Origin of the sequence: Acidovorax sp. JMULE5 (assembly GCF_013376875.1) — a bacterium.
Classification (GTDB): Bacteria; Pseudomonadota; Gammaproteobacteria; order Burkholderiales; family Burkholderiaceae_C; genus Acidovorax; species Acidovorax facilis.
The window spans coordinates 5,155,190-5,170,370 of the sequence record NZ_CP035951.1 but is presented as its reverse complement, the minus strand read 5'-3'; the positions used below and the strand labels follow the sequence as shown (position 1 = coordinate 5,170,370).

Below are 15,181 nucleotides of genomic sequence, written 5' to 3'. Positions count from 1 at the left end.
GCAATGCACTGGACTGGCACCCGATTGCGCGCAGCCTGGCCCCAAAACGCCACGTCACCTTGGCGACTGGAGCTGTTGCGGCGACGGCTCGGGACATACCCTTAGAACCTGCGCAAATGAACCTTCGCAAATCGGGATGCAACAGCCGCCCTTGCCCAACGGTGAGCCGCTGGCCCGAGCCCTGGTTTGCGCAAGTCACGACCCTTATCCCTCCCCCAACGCCCCTACTGCCTGCCCCACGCGCCCGTCGGCCGCTCCCATCTGGTGCAGATTGGCGGACCCGGCAACCCGTGCGATTCACGCGAGACAGCGGTCACCGCCCTGTCCATGTACGCTCGGAACGGGGCAGCCTGTTGCGCCCCCTTTTTGGAGACCCACCACCGTGCAGGTGCCCCCCCCCCCACACCCAATACCCCATTGCTCCCCCTCCGCGCCGCCTGGGCCATGCTGCTGGCACTGGTGACGGGTTTTGCGCTGAGCCAGGCGTTTCGCACCATCACGGCCATCATGGCCACGGGCCTGCGGGCAGAGTTCGGCCTGTCGGCGCAGGCGCTGGGCGTGTTTGCCGGAGCGTTCGCATTCGCCTTCGGCACCATGCAGCTCTTCATGGGCATTGGCATCGACCTCTATGGCGTGCGGCGCACGCTTCTGGTGGCGTTTCCGCTGGCGATTGCGGGCTCGGTGCTGTCGGCGCTGGCGCCCGGCTATGGCGCGGTGCTGCTGGGGCAGGTGCTGATCGGCGTGGGCTGCGCGCCCGCGTTTTTGGTGTGCACGGTGTTCATTGCGCGCTACTTTCCGGCCAGCCGGTTTGCGATGGTCTCGGGTGTGGCCATGGGCGTGGGCGGGCTGGGCATGTTGCTCACGGGAACGCCACTGGCGTGGCTGGTGCAGCTGTCGTCCTGGCGCATGGGCTTTGCGGTGCTGGCGGGTTTTGCGGCACTGGCCTGGCTGCTGATCTTCTGGAAGGTGCACGAGCCCGCGCAACCCACGCACAATGCGCCCCCGCGCGAATCGGTGCTGCAGGCGGTGCGCGGGTTTGGCGCGCTGTTCTTGCTGCCGCACACCGCCGGAATCATGCTGCTGGCGCTGACGACGTATGCCTCCTTCCTCACGCTGCGCGGGCTGTGGCTGGGGCCGCTGCTCATTGAGCGGCATGGCTATTCGCTGGTGGCCAGCGGCAACGTGGCCATGTTGTCGTCGCTGGTGTCGCTGTTCACACCGGCATTGTTCGGGCGACTCGACCCGGGGCCTGGCCAACGCCGCCGCTGGATCACGGGCTTCACGGTGCTGCTGGCAACCCTCTTCGGTGCCATCGGCCTGCTGCACGCCGAGTGGCTGGACGTGGCGGGCTCCATCGCGGTGGGCCTGTTGTCGGGCTACATGGTGCTGCAGTATTCAGACGTGCGTTCGGCCTACGCACCCGCCGTCACCGGGCGCGCCATGGCGGTGTTCACGATGGCGCTGTTTCTGGGCGTGGCACTGATGCAGTGGGTGACCGGCGTGGCAGCCTCCATCGCCGCCGCACAGGGCGCGGACCCGTATGTGGCTGTGATGCTGACCATTGCCGCCATGCTGGCGGCAGGCGCCCTGGCGTTCAGGTGCCTGCCGGTGCCAGCACACTGACCCGTGCTGGGGAAGTGCCCGCAACGCGCCACCACTGCAGCACACCAAACAGCAGCTCAAACAGCGTGAAGCCCAGCACGATCACATTGGCGCCGTGGGCCACGGCATAAATCTGCCAGGCCGCAAACAGAAACCGCGCCACGCCATCCAAGCGCCCCAGCAGCAAGCTGGGCGCAACCATGCGCGCGATAGACCACACAACCACCACCGACCCTAGAAGGTTGGCCAGCAACATGTGGGTGGTGTCCAACGGGTGCAGGGTACCGGGAAGGCCCAGCACGGCGGCCAACATGCCCAACTGGGCATACAGCCACACAAAGGTCCACGGCAGCGCAAAAGGCCAGGTCACCAGCAGGTCGTACCAGCCGCTGGCGCGCACGATACGCAGGTAGCGCGGAGTGGAAATTGAAAAAAGGGGCATGGTGATCAACCTGGGGATGAAAGAAGCCCCGAGGTTCAGCCCTGAAGTACGCTTCAGGGTCAAGCCGCTTCCAGGGGTGGCATTTGTTTTCACGCCACAAGGAAACCCCCATGCTGATCGGTGAACTCGCCACTGCTTCCGGCCTGAGCCGCGAGGCACTGCGCTTTTATGAACAACAAGGCCTCATCCGCTCGCGGCGCCTGGCCAATGGCTACCGCGACTACCCGGCCGAAACGGCGATGCTGGTGCAGTACATCCGCACCGCGCAGCAGCTGGGCTTTACGCTGGCAGAGATTGGCGACCGGCTGCCCGCCATCTGGGACGCCGCCGACCCCGGCCCAGCGCTGGCCCAGGTGCTGGCAGTGAAGCTGCAGGAGATCGACGCACGCATTGCCGCGCTGCAGGCCCTGCGCCAGACTCTGGCCGAGCGGGTGGCCACGGACTGCCCACTGCGTGGGGCCGCTGCCGCCGCCTGAATGGCGCAATGGCCCCTCATCGTCGGCAGCCTCCAAAATATCAAGCAAAAACAGACCGTAGCGCTTATCCAACAAGCGTATGCAGCTATACATTTAATAGCAATCATCCTGCAAGAAATGGGCGCTGGCCCATGGCACGTGCAGCAGGTCTGCAGGCGCGCATCGCGCTGCCACATCCCCCCCGCTCAGCCCCTGTTGTTCACGCGGCCGATGAGGCCACCGAGTGCAGCAGCACGGGGTGGTTGCCATCGGCATCCACACTCTCGATCTGCACCCCAAAACCCCACAGGCGCGCCACATGCCGCAGCACCTCCTGCGTGTCGTCGGCCAGCGGGCGGCCCTGGTACTGGGTGTGGCGCAGGGTCAAGCTGCGGTCGCCGCGCAGGTTCACGTTCCAGACCTGGATGTTGGGCTCGCGCGTTCCCAGGTCGTACTGCTGCGACAGCATCTGGCGCAGGCGGCGGTAGCCGTTCTCGTCGTGGATCTCGCTGACTACTAGCTCGCGCCCGTTGGCATCGTCGTGCAGCGCAAACAGGCGCATCTCGCGCATCAGGTGCGGGCTGAGGTACTGGCCGATGAAACTCTCGTCCTTGAAGTTGCGCATGGCGTGGTCCAGCGCGGGCAGCCAGGGTGTGCCCGCGATGTCAGGGAACCAGTGCCGATCCTCCTCCGTAGGGTTCTGGCAGATGCGCTGGATGTCGCGGTACATGGCAAACCCCAGCGCATAGGGGTTGATGCCGCTGTAGGCGCGATGGTCCACGGGCGGCTGGTAGATGACATTGGTGTGCGAGCCCAGCCATTCGATCATCACCCCGTCGCTCAGGTAGCCCTCGTCGTACAGCGTATTGAGCAGCGTGTAGTGCCAAAAGGTGGCCCAGCCTTCGTTCATCACCTGGGTCTGGCGCTGGGGGTAGAAATACTGCGCGATCTTGCGCACAATGCGCACGATCTCGCGCTGCCAGGGTTCCAGCAGGGGCGCGTTTTTTTCGATGAAGTACAGGATGTTCTCTTGCGGCTCCTGCGGAAAGCGGTTGTGCTCCTGCGTGGCATCCTCCTTGCCGGGACGCATGGGCAGCGTGCGCCACAGCTCGTTCACCTGCTGCTGGGCATAGGCCTCGCGCTGCGCGCGCTCCAGCCGTTCGCGCGCCAGGTTCTTCTTGGAGGGGCGACGGTAGCGGTCCACTCCAAAGTTGGCCAGCGCATGGCACGAATCCATGAGCCGCTCCACTTCGGCCATGCCGTAGCGCTCTTCGCACTGGGCCACGTAGTCCTTGGCATACACCAGGTAGTCGATGATGCTGGACGCGTCGGTCCACATGCGAAACAGGTAGTTGCCCTTGAAGAAGCTGTTGTGCCCGTAGGCCGCATGCGCAATCACCAGCGCCTGCATGGCGGTGGTGTTCTCCTCCATCAGGTAGCTGATGCAGGGGTTGGAGTTGATGACGATCTCATACGCCAGCCCCATGTGCCCGCGCCGGTAGCGCCGCTCGGTGGCCAGAAACTCCTTGCCGTAGCTCCAGTGCCGGTAGTTCACCGGCATGCCGACGCTTGAGTAGGCATCCATCATCTGCTCGGCGGTGATGATCTCCAGCTGGTTGGGGTAGGTGTCGAGGCCAAAGCGCTCTGCCGTGGCGGCGATGGCCCCGTGGTAGCGCTCGATCAGCTCGAACGTCCAGTCGCTCGGGTCGGGCAACGGCTCGGCCGGCCGCGCGCCTGCAGGCAGGGGCTGGCCGGGCACGGCGCGGTGGCGGCGCTCACCCACGGCGGCGGCCTTCCAGGGGTTGTCGCTGATGCGGCGCTCCAGCACCGGATACTGCACAACGTTGTTCATGCGGCCACCCCCTCTTTCTTGAAGAGGTCGCGGAACACCGGGTAGATGTCGCCGGGTGCGGCGACCTTGCGCATTGCAAAGTGGGAGAACAGCGGCATCAACTGGCTGTACTCGTCCCACAGGTTCTGCTCCTCTTCTGCCACCTGCACATAGGCAAAGTAGCGCACCAGCGGCAGGATCTTGTCCACCAGCAGGTTGCGGCAGATGCCACTGTCGTTGGTGAAGTTGTCGCCATCACTGGCCTGGGCCACGTAGATGTTCCAGTCGCCCTGCGGATAGCGCGCACGGATGATCTGGTCCAGCAGCGCCAGCGCGCTGCTGACCACGGTGCCGCCGCTCTCGGTGGAGTGAAAGAACTGCTCCTCGCTCACCTCGGCCGCCTGGGTGTGGTGGCGGATGAACACGATGTCGATGGTCTCGTAGTGCCGCGTGAGAAACAGGTACAGCAGGATGAAGAACCGCTTGGCCAGGTCCTTGCGTGTCTCGTCCATGGAGCCCGAAACGTCCATCACGCAGAACATCACCGCCTGGCTGCTGGGCACTGGCACCGGCGTACGCGCACGAAAGCGCAGGTCGATGGGGTCGAGGTAGGGAATCTTGTCGATGCGCGCCGTCAGCGCATCGATGCGACGCTGCAACTCGGCCACCGCCTCGCTGGTGCCGTCGTCCTGCCCCAGCAGGGCGTCCAGCTCGGCCTGCAGCGCCAGCAGCTCGCGGTGGGTCGACTTGCCCAGCGCAATGCGCCGCCCCAGCGCCCCGCGCATGGTGCGCAGCACAGCCAGGTTGTTGGGGATGCCGTCTTGGCTGTAGCCTGCGCGGCGCGACTTCCACTGCGGGTTCTCGCCAATGTGGGTGCGCAGCAGGTGCGGCAGCGCCAGGTCTTCAAAAAAGAGCTGCATGAACTCTTCCTTGGTCAGCGTGAATGTGAAGTCGTCCTCGCCCTCCCCGCTGTCGCTGGCCTGCGAGCCGCGCCCGCCCGCTCCGCCCTGGGGCCGTTCGATGCGGTCGCCGCGCACATGCTCTGCGTTGCCGGGGTGCACCGTGTCGCGAATGCCGCCCTGGCCATGGTGGAACACGGGCTCGCTGATGTCCTTGCGCGGTATGGTGATGCTCTCGGCCTGCTCCATGTCGCGGATGCCGCGCTGCGAGACCGCACGGCGCACCGCGTCCGCGATCTGTTCCTTGTAACGGCGAACAAATCGCTCGCGGTTGCCCACCGACTTGTTCTTGCCAGCGAGCCTGCGATCGATGATTTGCAATGCCATCCTTTGCCCCCATGCATGAACCAGCGCCCGCAGGGCTGCGCTGGCAATCCAGTCCCTTGATCAGCTGCTCTTGCGCACACGCAAGTACCACTCACACAACAGCCGCACCTGCTTGGGCGTGTAGCCCTTGTTCACCATGCGGGTGACAAAGTCCTCGTGCTTGCGCGCCTCTTCGGCGCTGGCCTTGGCGTTGAAGCTGATCACGGGCAGCAGCTCTTCGGTGTTGGAGAACATCTTCTTCTCGATCACCAGGCGCAGCTTCTCGTAGCTGGTCCAGCTGGGGTTCTGGCCCTGGTTGTTGGCGCGCGCGCGCAGCACAAAATTGACGATCTCGTTGCGAAAGTCCTTCGGGTTGGCAATGCCTGCGGGCTTCTCGATCTTTTCCAGCTCGGCGTTGAGTGCGCCCCGGTCGAACACCTCGCCGGTGTCGGTGTCGCGGTACTCGTTGTCCTGGATCCAGTAGTCGGCGTAGGTCACGTAGCGGTCAAAGATGTTCTGGCCGTACTCGCTGTAGCTCTCCAGGTAGGCGGTCTGGATCTCCTTGCCAATGAACTCGGCATAGCGGGGGGACAGGAACTCCTTGATGTAGCTGGTGTACTTGGTCTCCAGCTCGGTAGGGAACTGCTCGCGCTCGATCTGCTGCTCCAGCACATACATCAGGTGCACCGGGTTGGCGGCCACCTCGGCACTGTCAAAGTTGAACACCTTCGACAAAATCTTGAACGCAAAGCGGGTCGATATACCCGTCATGCCCTCGTCCACGCCCGCGTAGTCGCGGTACTCCTGGTAGCTCTTGGCGCGCGGGTCGGTGTCTTTCAGGCTCTCGCCGTCGTACACCTGCATCTTGCTGAAGATGCTGGAGTTCTCGGGCTCCTTCAGCCGCGTGAGGATGGCGAACTGCGACATCATCTTGAGCGTGCCGGGCGCACACACGGCGTTGCCCAGCGACGACTCGCGGATGAGCTTTTCGTAGATGCGGGTCTCTTCGCTCACGCGCAGGCAGTAGGGCACCTTGACGATGTAGATGCGGTCCAGAAACGCCTCGTTGTTCTTGTTGTTGCGAAACGCCTTCCACTCGCTCTCGTTGCTGTGCGCCAGCACCACGCCGTCAAACGGAATGGCGCCAAAGCCCTCCGTTCCCTTGTAGTTGCCCTCCTGGGTGGCAGTGAGCAGCGGGTGCAACACCTTGATGGGCGCCTTGAACATCTCGACAAACTCGAGCAGGCCCTGGTTGGCCAGGCAGAGGCCTCCGCTGTAACTGTAGGCGTCGGTGTCATCCTGCGCAAAGGTTTCTAGCTTGCGGATGTCCACCTTGCCCACCAGGCTGGAGATGTCCTGGTTGTTCTCGTCGCCCGGCTCGGTTTTGGCGATGCCCACCTGCTTCATGATGCTGGGGTAGCGCTTGACCACGCGGAACTGGCGGATGTCGCCGCCAAACTCGTCGAGCCGCTTGACCGCCCACGGCGAGAGCACACGCTGCAGGTAGCGGCGGGGGATGCCGAACTGTTCCTCCAAAACCGGGCCGTCCTCCAGCGCATCGAACAGGCCCAGCGGCGATTCGTTCACCGGCGAGCCCTTGAGCGCATAGAAAGGCACCTTCTGCATCAGGTGCTTGAGCCGCTCCGCGATGGAGCTCTTACCCCCGCCCACAGGGCCCAGCAGATAAAGAATCTGCTTGCGCTCTTCCAGCCCTTGCGCAGCATGGCGAAAGAAACTCACCACCTGCTCGATGGCATCCTCCATGCCGTAGAACTCGGCAAAGGCCGGGTAGCGCTTGATGACCTTGTTGGCAAAAAGCCGTGACATGCGCGGGTCATTGCGCGTGTCCACCATCTCGGGCTCGCCAATGGCGGCCAGCATGCGTTGGGCGGCCGTGGCGTAGGCCATGGGATCGCGCTTGCACTCGGCGAGGTACTCGTCAATCGACATTTCCTCTTCGCGGCTACGGGCATAACGCGCGGCGAAACTGCTGATGGCATCCATACGACCTCCTGTGGCGGCACCCCCGGCGGGCTCGGGTGGTGCCACGGTGTTGCAGTGGGAATCGCTACCGGCTTGGCCCTTTGTAGCACCACGGCGTGCGCTTGAACAGCAAATTCGCTGGCGCATCCGTTGCCTTCTTGGAGCTTTGCACACACAGGGATAGAGCGTGGCACACTGCGCAAAGTTCATCCCGCGCAGCGCATGCAGGGGTTGCCCCGGATAGGGAATATCCTGACAACCTGGCGGCGCTGTTCACCCACCCTGCAGGGTCATGAACCGGGCGGCTCGGGGCGGGCAGTTACCACCACCCCGCCCCCTGCAATGAACTCACAACGAACTGGCGCTGGAGCCATCGCCCCGGTACAACCAGGGCACATCCAGCAACCGCTCGCCCAGCAGGCGCAGCGACAGATCGCGGCCCCAGCGCACAGGCCCGGTGGCATGGAAGATGCGGCCGTTGCGGATGGAGCGCGCCTGCACCCGGGCGTTTCGCTCCCAGCGGTTAAGGGCGTAGCGGGTAAGGCGCAGCGGCACATCCAGGTCGTGCATGGCCAGCGCACGCTGCAGCTCGGCCGCGTCTTCAATGGCCATGCCGGCGCCCTGGGCCAGGTAGGGGCGCATGGGGTGGGCCGCATCGCCCAGCAGGGCCACCAGGCCTTGCGCCATCTCGTCGGCAGCGCGCACCGGAGGGCGGTCGCACAGCGGCCACAGGCGCCAGCCGGGGCCACCGGCAGCACCCACGCTGCGCACGACATCCTGCAGCGCCGTGCAGGTGCCTTGCAGGGCGTGCTCCAGGCCCGCAGCATTGGCTGCGTGGTCCCAGTTTTCCAGATCGTGCGGCGCGGGGCCTTGCACAATGACGACGATGTTCTGCAGCTCGCCCCGGCGCACGGGGTATTGCACGGCATGCAGGCGCGGGCCCAGCCAGGCGGTGACCTGGCCTGTGCGCAATGCATCGGGCAGCGCATGCTGCGGCACCAGCGCGCGGTAGGCCAGGTGCCCCGTCACGCGGGGCGGCACGGCACCGAGCAGCTGGGTGCGCGTGCGGCTCCACAGGCCATCGGCACCAATGAGCGCATCGCCTTCCACCTCCTTGCCCCGGCTGGTGCGAACAGTCACGACGCCCTCGGCATCGGTGAATCCGTCGATGGCGTGCTCCAGATGCAACTGCGTGTCGGTGTATTTGGTCACCGCGGAAAGCAGCAGGCCATGCAGGTCGGCGCGGTGGATGGTGGCGTAGGCCGCACCATAGCGCTGCACCGCCGTGGGGCCCAACGGCAGCACGGCCAGTTCCTTGCCGCTGACGGCGTTGCGCACCTGCAAGCGGCTGGGGAACGCGGCCACCGCCTGCAACGGCTGCTGCAGGCCCCAGGCCTGTAGGCGGCGCACTACGTTCGGCCCGATCTGCACGCCGGCGCCCACTTCGCTGAATGCTGCCGCGCGTTCGTACAGCCGCACATCCCACCCCGCGCGCGATGCGCCCAACGCGGCGGCCAAGCCGCCAATGCCGCCACCGGCGACCAATACCTGCTTCTTCATGCACCGATTGTGCCGTGCGGGCGTGCCTGGATGTTTGTCATGGCGCAGGGGCCCTGCAACCACATCCAGACACCACACCACGCCATATGTCGCTCGTCACAGCGCAGGCCGCAGCGCCCGCTCCAGAACCTCTGGTGGCATGGGGCGGCCAAACAGGTAGCCCTGGAAAGCCTGGCAGCCATGGCGCTGCAGGAACTCCAGCTGGCCCGTGGTCTCCACGCCTTCGGCCACCACGGCCAGATCCAGGCTGTGCGCCAGCGCAAGAATGGTTCGCACGATGGCAGCATCGTTGGGGTCGGTCTGCAGGTCGCGCACAAAACTCTGGTCGATCTTGAGCTGGTCCAGCGGCAGGCGCTTCAAGTAGCTCAGGGAGGAATAGCCGGTGCCAAAGTCGTCCAGCGAGAAGCCCACACCATAGCGCCGCAGGTACTCCATGCGCGAGATCACATCCTCCACATCGGCCAGCAGCAGGCTTTCCGTCAGTTCCAGCTTCAGGCGCTCGGGGTTGGCCCCGCTGGACTGCAGCGAGCCCAGCACCTGCTCCACAAAATCGGGCTGGCGAAACTGCCGCACGCTCACGTTCACCGACAGGAAGAACTGTCGCGTGAGCGAGCTGCGCGACCACACCATCAGCTGCTCGCAAGCGGCCTGCAACACCCATTGCCCCAGCGGCAGGATGAGCCCTGTCTGCTCGGCCAGCGGGATGAATTCAGCTGGCGACACCAGCCCACGCCGGGGGTGCTTCCAGCGCACCAGGGCTTCCGCGCCCTGCAGGCGGCCCTTGCCGTCCACCACGGGCTGGTAGTACAGCACCAGTTCCTTGTCTTGCAGACCTCGGCGCAGGTCGGCCTCCAGGGCCGCACGGTTGCTCACTGCGGCCTGCATGTCGGGGTCGAAGAAGCGCTGGGTGTTGCGCCCTGCAGCTTTGGCCTGGTACATCGCCAGGTCCGCGTGCTTGAGCAGCTCGTCCACACTCACGGTCTGCTGGCCAAACAGCGCAATACCGATGCTCGGGGTGCTGTGGTGGCTGGTATCGCCCAGCGCGTAGGGCTTGCCCAGCGTGGTGGCGATATGGCTGGCCACCAGCGCGGCCTCGGCACTGGCGTGCGGGCCATCGGCACTCAGGCCTTCCACCAGTACCACGAATTCATCGCCGCCAAACCGTGCCACGGTGTCAGCCTCGCGCACGCAGGCCTTCAGACGCTGGGCCGCCTGCACCAGCAGCTGGTCGCCTGTATCGTGGCCCAGGGTGTCGTTGAGGTCCTTGAAGTTGTCCAGGTCGATGAACAGCAGAGCCCCTTGCGCGCCTGAGCGTGCCACGGCCGCCGTGGCGCGCTGCAGCCGGTCCACCAGCAAGCGGCGGTTGGGCAGGCCGGTGAGCACATCGTAAAACGCCAGCTGCTCGATCTGGCTCTCGACCCGCTTGCGCTCGGTAATGTCGCGGCCCACGCCCCGGTAGCCCCACAGGGCGCCTTGCGCGTCAAACACAGGCACACCGCTGACCGAGATCCAGTGCATGCTGCCATCGGGCCGCTGCCGCTGCAGCTCCAGGTCGCGAAACGGCTGGTGGGCCTGCAGCACCGCGCGGTGCGCAGCCCAGTCGGTCTCGGTCATGTTGAGCGCGCCGATCTCCCAGCGCGTGCGGCCCATCACGTTGGACAGCGGGATGCCATTGACGCTCAGGTCGCCCGCCAGCTGCACAAAGCGCCCTTCGGCGTCATGCTCCCAGTACCAGTCGGACGACAGATCACTCAGCGATCGAAAGCGCGCCTCGCTCTCACGCAGCTCGTTCTCAACGCGCACGTAGTCGCTGACATCCGCAAAAGTGCGCACGAGGCCCCCATCGGGCAGCCCGGTGGTGCGCACTTCAAACGTGCGGCCATCGGATGTGGTGCGCCAGTAGACAGCGGGCGCAGGCGCCACCGCCCCCCCTGCCACGTAGTCATGCCCGCGCCGGTCTACCAGGCTGTGGCCTTCGCCAAAGTCTCCGCGCTCGGCCTGGATGCGGGTCAGGTCGGCGAGCGTGGGTCGCGTAGCCATCAGCGATTCGGGCAGGTTGAGCAGTTCCAGCACACGCTGGTTGTAGACGGTGATGCTGCCATCCGGCGCCGTCTTGAAGATGCCCTGGCTCATGCTGGCCAGGGTGGCCTGCAGGGCCGTGCGCTGCTCCTGCAGCAAAGTCAGCGCTTCTTGCCAGATGCGGGCATCCACCATGCGCACGGGCTGGCCCTGCCCCTGGGCTCCTTGCAGCAGCACGGCCAGACGGTGCAAAAGCTCCGGCAGGTGTGCCACGCCATCTGCCTCGCGCACCATGTAGTCGCCCAGCCCACAGCGAAACGCGCGTGCGGCCAATGCCTCCTGGTGGGCGTCGATGCACATCAGCACCGGACGGCCCGCGCACAGCTCCAGAACGCCGGGCAGGTCCTGCACCGAAGGCTTGAGGCACAACACCACGGCATCCCAGGCCTGCGACGCCAGCGGCGCCCGGGCGGCCTCGGGCGTGGGGCTGTTCACGACACGCCAGTCGGGGTAGCGGGTGGCGATCAGCTGCCACGCTGCCGCTGCATGCTGCGTGTCGCTGTCCACCCAGAGAATGCCCGGCTCGGTCATGGCTTGCGTCCTTCCGGCAGGGCCAGCGCGGGCTGGGCAAACAGGCCCAGCTGGTGTTCGCGCGCAAACACATCCATGGGCACCGGCCGCCCAAACAGATACCCCTGAAACCCCTCACACCCATGCAGCCTCAGGAAACTCAGCTGCCCCGTCGTCTCCACCCCCTCGGCCACCACCTCCAGGTCCAGGCTCTTGGCCAGCGCCAGGATGGTCCGCACAATCGCCGCGTCGTTGGGGTCCGTCAGCACGTCCCGCACAAAGCTCTGGTCGATCTTGACCTGGTCCAGGGGCAATCTCTTGAGGTAGCTCAGGCTGGAGTAGCCGGTGCCAAAGTCATCCAGCGCGAAGCCCACGCCTTCGCTCTTGAGCTGCACCATGCGTGCGATGGTGTCTTCGATGTCTCCCAGCAGCAGGCTTTCGGTGAGTTCGAGCTTGAGTTTGCGGGGGTCGGCGTGGTGGTTCTTGAGGGTCTGCAGCACTTCGGCCACGAAGCCCGGTTGCCGGAACTGCCGGGCGCTGACGTTGACCGAGATGGACAGGTGGGCGGTGGCTTCGTGCTGGCCCCAGCGCTGCAGTTGTTCGCAGGCGGTTTGCAGCACGTATTGGCCTAAAGGGAGGATCAGGCCGGTCTGTTCGGCCAGGGGGATGAAGTCGCCGGGGCTGATCATGCCGCGCTGGGGGTGGCGCCAGCGCACCAGGGCTTCTGCGCCCATGAGCTGGGATTGGTGGTCCACGACGGGCTGGTAGTGCACCAGCAGTTCGCCCCGGGCCAGGCCCTGGCGCAGGTCGGCTTCCAGGTTGGAGCGGGCGTTGACGGCCGCTTGCATGTCGGGGTCGAAGAAGCGCTGGGTGTTGCGCCCTGCCGCTTTGGCCTGGTACATGGCCAGGTCTGCGCGCTTGAGGAGTTCGTCCACCGTGAGGCGTTCGTCGCCAAAGAGGGTGATGCCGATGCTGGGGGTGCTGTAGTGCTGGGCGCCGTCGAGTTCGAAGGGCTGGTTCAGGCTGGCCAGGAGTTTCTCGGCCACGGTTTCTGCCTGGGTGGCGGCGTCTTGCAGGTCGGGGGCCAGGGCTTCGAGCATGACGACGAATTCGTCGCCGCCAAAGCGGGCCACGGTGTCGGCTTCGCGCACGCTGCCCACCAGGCGGGTGGCGACCTGGGACAGGAGCTGGTCGCCCATGTCGTGGCCCAGGGTGTCGTTGAGGTCTTTGAAGTTATCGAGGTCGATGAACAGCAGGGCGCCGAGGTTCTTGGTGCGCTGGCAGGCGGCGATGGAGCGTTGCAGGCGGTCCAGCAGCAGGCGGCGGTTGGGCAGGCCTGTGAGGGCGTCGAAGAAGGCCAGGCGCTCGATTTCTTGTTCTGCGCGCTTGCGGTCTGTGATGTCGCGGCACACCCCCAGCACCCCCGTCACCCGGCCGGTCAGGTCACGGATGGGGGTCTTGATGGTCTCGAACTGGCCTCGGTAGCCATCTTCGGCAAAGGTCAGTGTTTCTTCGTACACCAGGGGCTGCCAGGCCTGCATGGCGCGCTGGTCGTATTTGCGAAAGCGCTCGGCCTCGGAGGGCGTGGTCAGATCGTAGTCGTTGCGGCCCACCACATCGCGTTCAGGCCGGCCCGCAAACCGCTCAAACACGGGGTTGACCGACAGGTACACGCCCTCGGCATCCTTGAGAAACACCATGTCGGGCATGGCGTTGACCACGCGGGCCAGATGGGCCTTCTGGTCGGCCAGCTCGGCCTCCACACGCTTGAGCCCGGTCAGATCGTAGGCAAACAGCACAACGGCAGGCACGCCTTGCTCGGTAACGCTCTCGGGCGCGATGGTGGTGTGGCGAACCTGCAGGCCATCAGGCCCATCCATGCGGCTCTCAAACACGGCCGTCTCGCCCGCAAAGGCCTTGGCGAAATGGGGCTGCATACGGGCGAAAACATCGGCCGGGATCACCTCCTGCAGCAGGCGGTCTTGCAGCTCCTCGGGCTTGCGGTAGAGCCAGCTGGCCTGCTGCGCATTGACATACAAGACGCGCAGATCCCGATCCAGCCGCGCCACACCGCCGGGCACCTGGCGCAGCATGTTGGCCATCAGGGCTTCGTGGGCATGCGCAGCCTCCTCGGCCAGGCGGTGGGCCGTGATGTCGGTCTGTACACCATCCCACAGCACACGCCCGTCGTCGAGCAGACGGGGCGATGAACTCAGGTGCATCCAGCGTATCTGGCCATCGGTGCGGCGCACGCGAAAAACAGCCTCCATGCTGGTCATGGTCAGAAAAGACTGCCGCTCGGCCTGTCGCAGGCGGTCGATGTCTTCGGGCAGCACCTGGCGATACAACACCCGGAAATCGGCCATGACCTCTTGCACCGTCACCCCATTGAGTCGCTCGATCGCATCGCCCATGTGCACAAAGTGTGAGCTGCCATCCAGCTCGCGTACCACCTGGAACAACACGCTGTGGGGCAGGTTGCGCCCAAGCAGCGACAGACGCCCTTCACTCTCGCGCAGGCGCCGCTCGGCCTCCTGCACACGGGCGAACGGCGCCCGTATGCCCGCATCAAAAACGGCCTGGTACAACAACGCATACGCCAAAACCCGCAGACCGTGCGCCAACGGCCCCCCGATGGACGAATGCCCACCCATCAGGCCCACCACCAGCTCCCCCCCCAGAAAGGCCACGGCTGCCCAGGCAAACACCCGTTCGCGCCGGCCCGGATTGCGGTGGAGCCATACTGCGGCTACGCCCAGCGCCACCACGAGCACAAAGGCCAAGTATTGCCGCAATGACCCGCCCGCCGCAGCGGCAAACCAGCCTGGCAGGGGGCCCATGGCCGAGCCCACCAGCAGCAGCGCCACCACGCCCGAGGCGGCCAGCCAGACCTTGGCCGGGCCGGGCATTGCCAGCCGCGCGGCTGTGAGCAGCAGGGTGATGACTTCGACCACCCGCGCCCAGCTGCTCAGCCACAGAGAGATGTGGGCCGTGCCCGATGGCATGTGCACGGGCGTGGAATGTGCCAGCACGCCATGCAAAAAATTGCACACCGCCGCGACGCCAAAGCCCGCCACCAGCACATTGGCCCGGGCCTGCTCGGACGGGTCCAGTGTATGCAGGGACACCGACACCACCAGCAGCCCCAACAGCACAGCGACCAGTTCCATAAACGGCTCCAGGCCGTGCTGGGAGCCCGCCCCCGGCCCCAGCATCTGGGCCACTGGCACGATCACCAGCGTCAATGCTGCGACCACCAGCACCACCGTGAAGGCGGGCGCATCCGCCCACGGTGAACGCGCAGGCGGGGTTCGGGTGGGTGGGGACAGCGGCATGGTCTGGAGTGTTTCTACCGGGTTCTACATGGCGTCACAAGTGTATCGACGAGTAAGGCGCGGAGGTGCGTGTTTCCCCCCACCATCGGGCTCCGCCCTGCCGGGCTCCATGCAAAACG

9 protein-coding genes are annotated in these 15,181 nt (G+C 65.6%); 2 read left to right on the top strand and 7 right to left on the bottom strand.

Annotation, left to right across the window (positions count from 1 at the left end):
- Nucleotides 1–444: 444 nt before the first annotated feature.
- A complete protein-coding gene (locus tag EXV95_RS23505; RefSeq protein WP_176889161.1) occupies nt 445–1,623 on the top strand; it encodes a nitrate/nitrite transporter in 1,179 nt (392 codons plus the stop codon).
- Here EXV95_RS23505 and EXV95_RS23500 read toward each other — a convergent pair.
- The gene (locus tag EXV95_RS23500) at nt 1,595–2,044 is read right to left on the bottom strand and encodes a hypothetical protein (protein ID WP_176888712.1); all 450 of its coding nucleotides are present in this window, start codon (nt 2,042–2,044) and stop codon (nt 1,595–1,597) included. The genes EXV95_RS23505 and EXV95_RS23500 overlap by 29 nt on opposite strands.
- Before the next feature lie 110 nt (nt 2,045–2,154).
- Between EXV95_RS23500 and EXV95_RS23495 the strand changes: the two genes are divergently transcribed.
- Entirely contained in the window at nt 2,155–2,520 is a 366-nt protein-coding gene (locus EXV95_RS23495; RefSeq protein WP_055401731.1) for a MerR family DNA-binding protein, read from the top strand.
- A 199-nt stretch (nt 2,521–2,719) separates the two neighbouring features.
- On the opposite strand, the gene EXV95_RS23490 is transcribed toward EXV95_RS23495, so the two are convergent.
- The 6 genes from EXV95_RS23490 to EXV95_RS23465 form a co-directional block, all read right to left on the bottom strand.
- The gene (locus EXV95_RS23490) at nt 2,720–4,351 is read right to left on the bottom strand and encodes a SpoVR family protein (protein ID WP_176888711.1); all 1,632 of its coding nucleotides are present in this window, start codon (nt 4,349–4,351) and stop codon (nt 2,720–2,722) included.
- Entirely contained in the window at nt 4,348–5,616 is a 1,269-nt protein-coding gene (locus tag EXV95_RS23485; protein WP_176888710.1) for a YeaH/YhbH family protein, read from the bottom strand. The genes EXV95_RS23490 and EXV95_RS23485 overlap by 4 nt, the downstream gene beginning before the upstream one ends.
- A 60-nt stretch (nt 5,617–5,676) precedes the next feature.
- Nucleotides 5,677–7,599, bottom strand: a complete 1,923-nt coding sequence (locus EXV95_RS23480) for a PrkA family serine protein kinase (protein WP_176888709.1) — start codon at nt 7,597–7,599, stop codon at nt 5,677–5,679.
- Between the two features lie 327 nt (nt 7,600–7,926).
- Nucleotides 7,927–9,138, bottom strand: coding sequence for an FAD-dependent monooxygenase (locus EXV95_RS23475; protein ID WP_055401739.1), 1,212 nt, complete (start codon nt 9,136–9,138; stop codon nt 7,927–7,929).
- 96 nt (nt 9,139–9,234) lie between these two features.
- On the bottom strand, nt 9,235–11,748 hold the full coding sequence (locus EXV95_RS23470) for a bifunctional diguanylate cyclase/phosphodiesterase (RefSeq protein ID WP_176888708.1): 2,514 nt from the start codon (nt 11,746–11,748) through the stop codon (nt 9,235–9,237).
- Entirely contained in the window at nt 11,745–15,062 is a 3,318-nt protein-coding gene (locus tag EXV95_RS23465; RefSeq protein ID WP_176888707.1) for an EAL domain-containing protein, read from the bottom strand. The genes EXV95_RS23470 and EXV95_RS23465 overlap by 4 nt, the downstream gene beginning before the upstream one ends.
- Nucleotides 15,063–15,181: the final 119 nt, after the last annotated feature.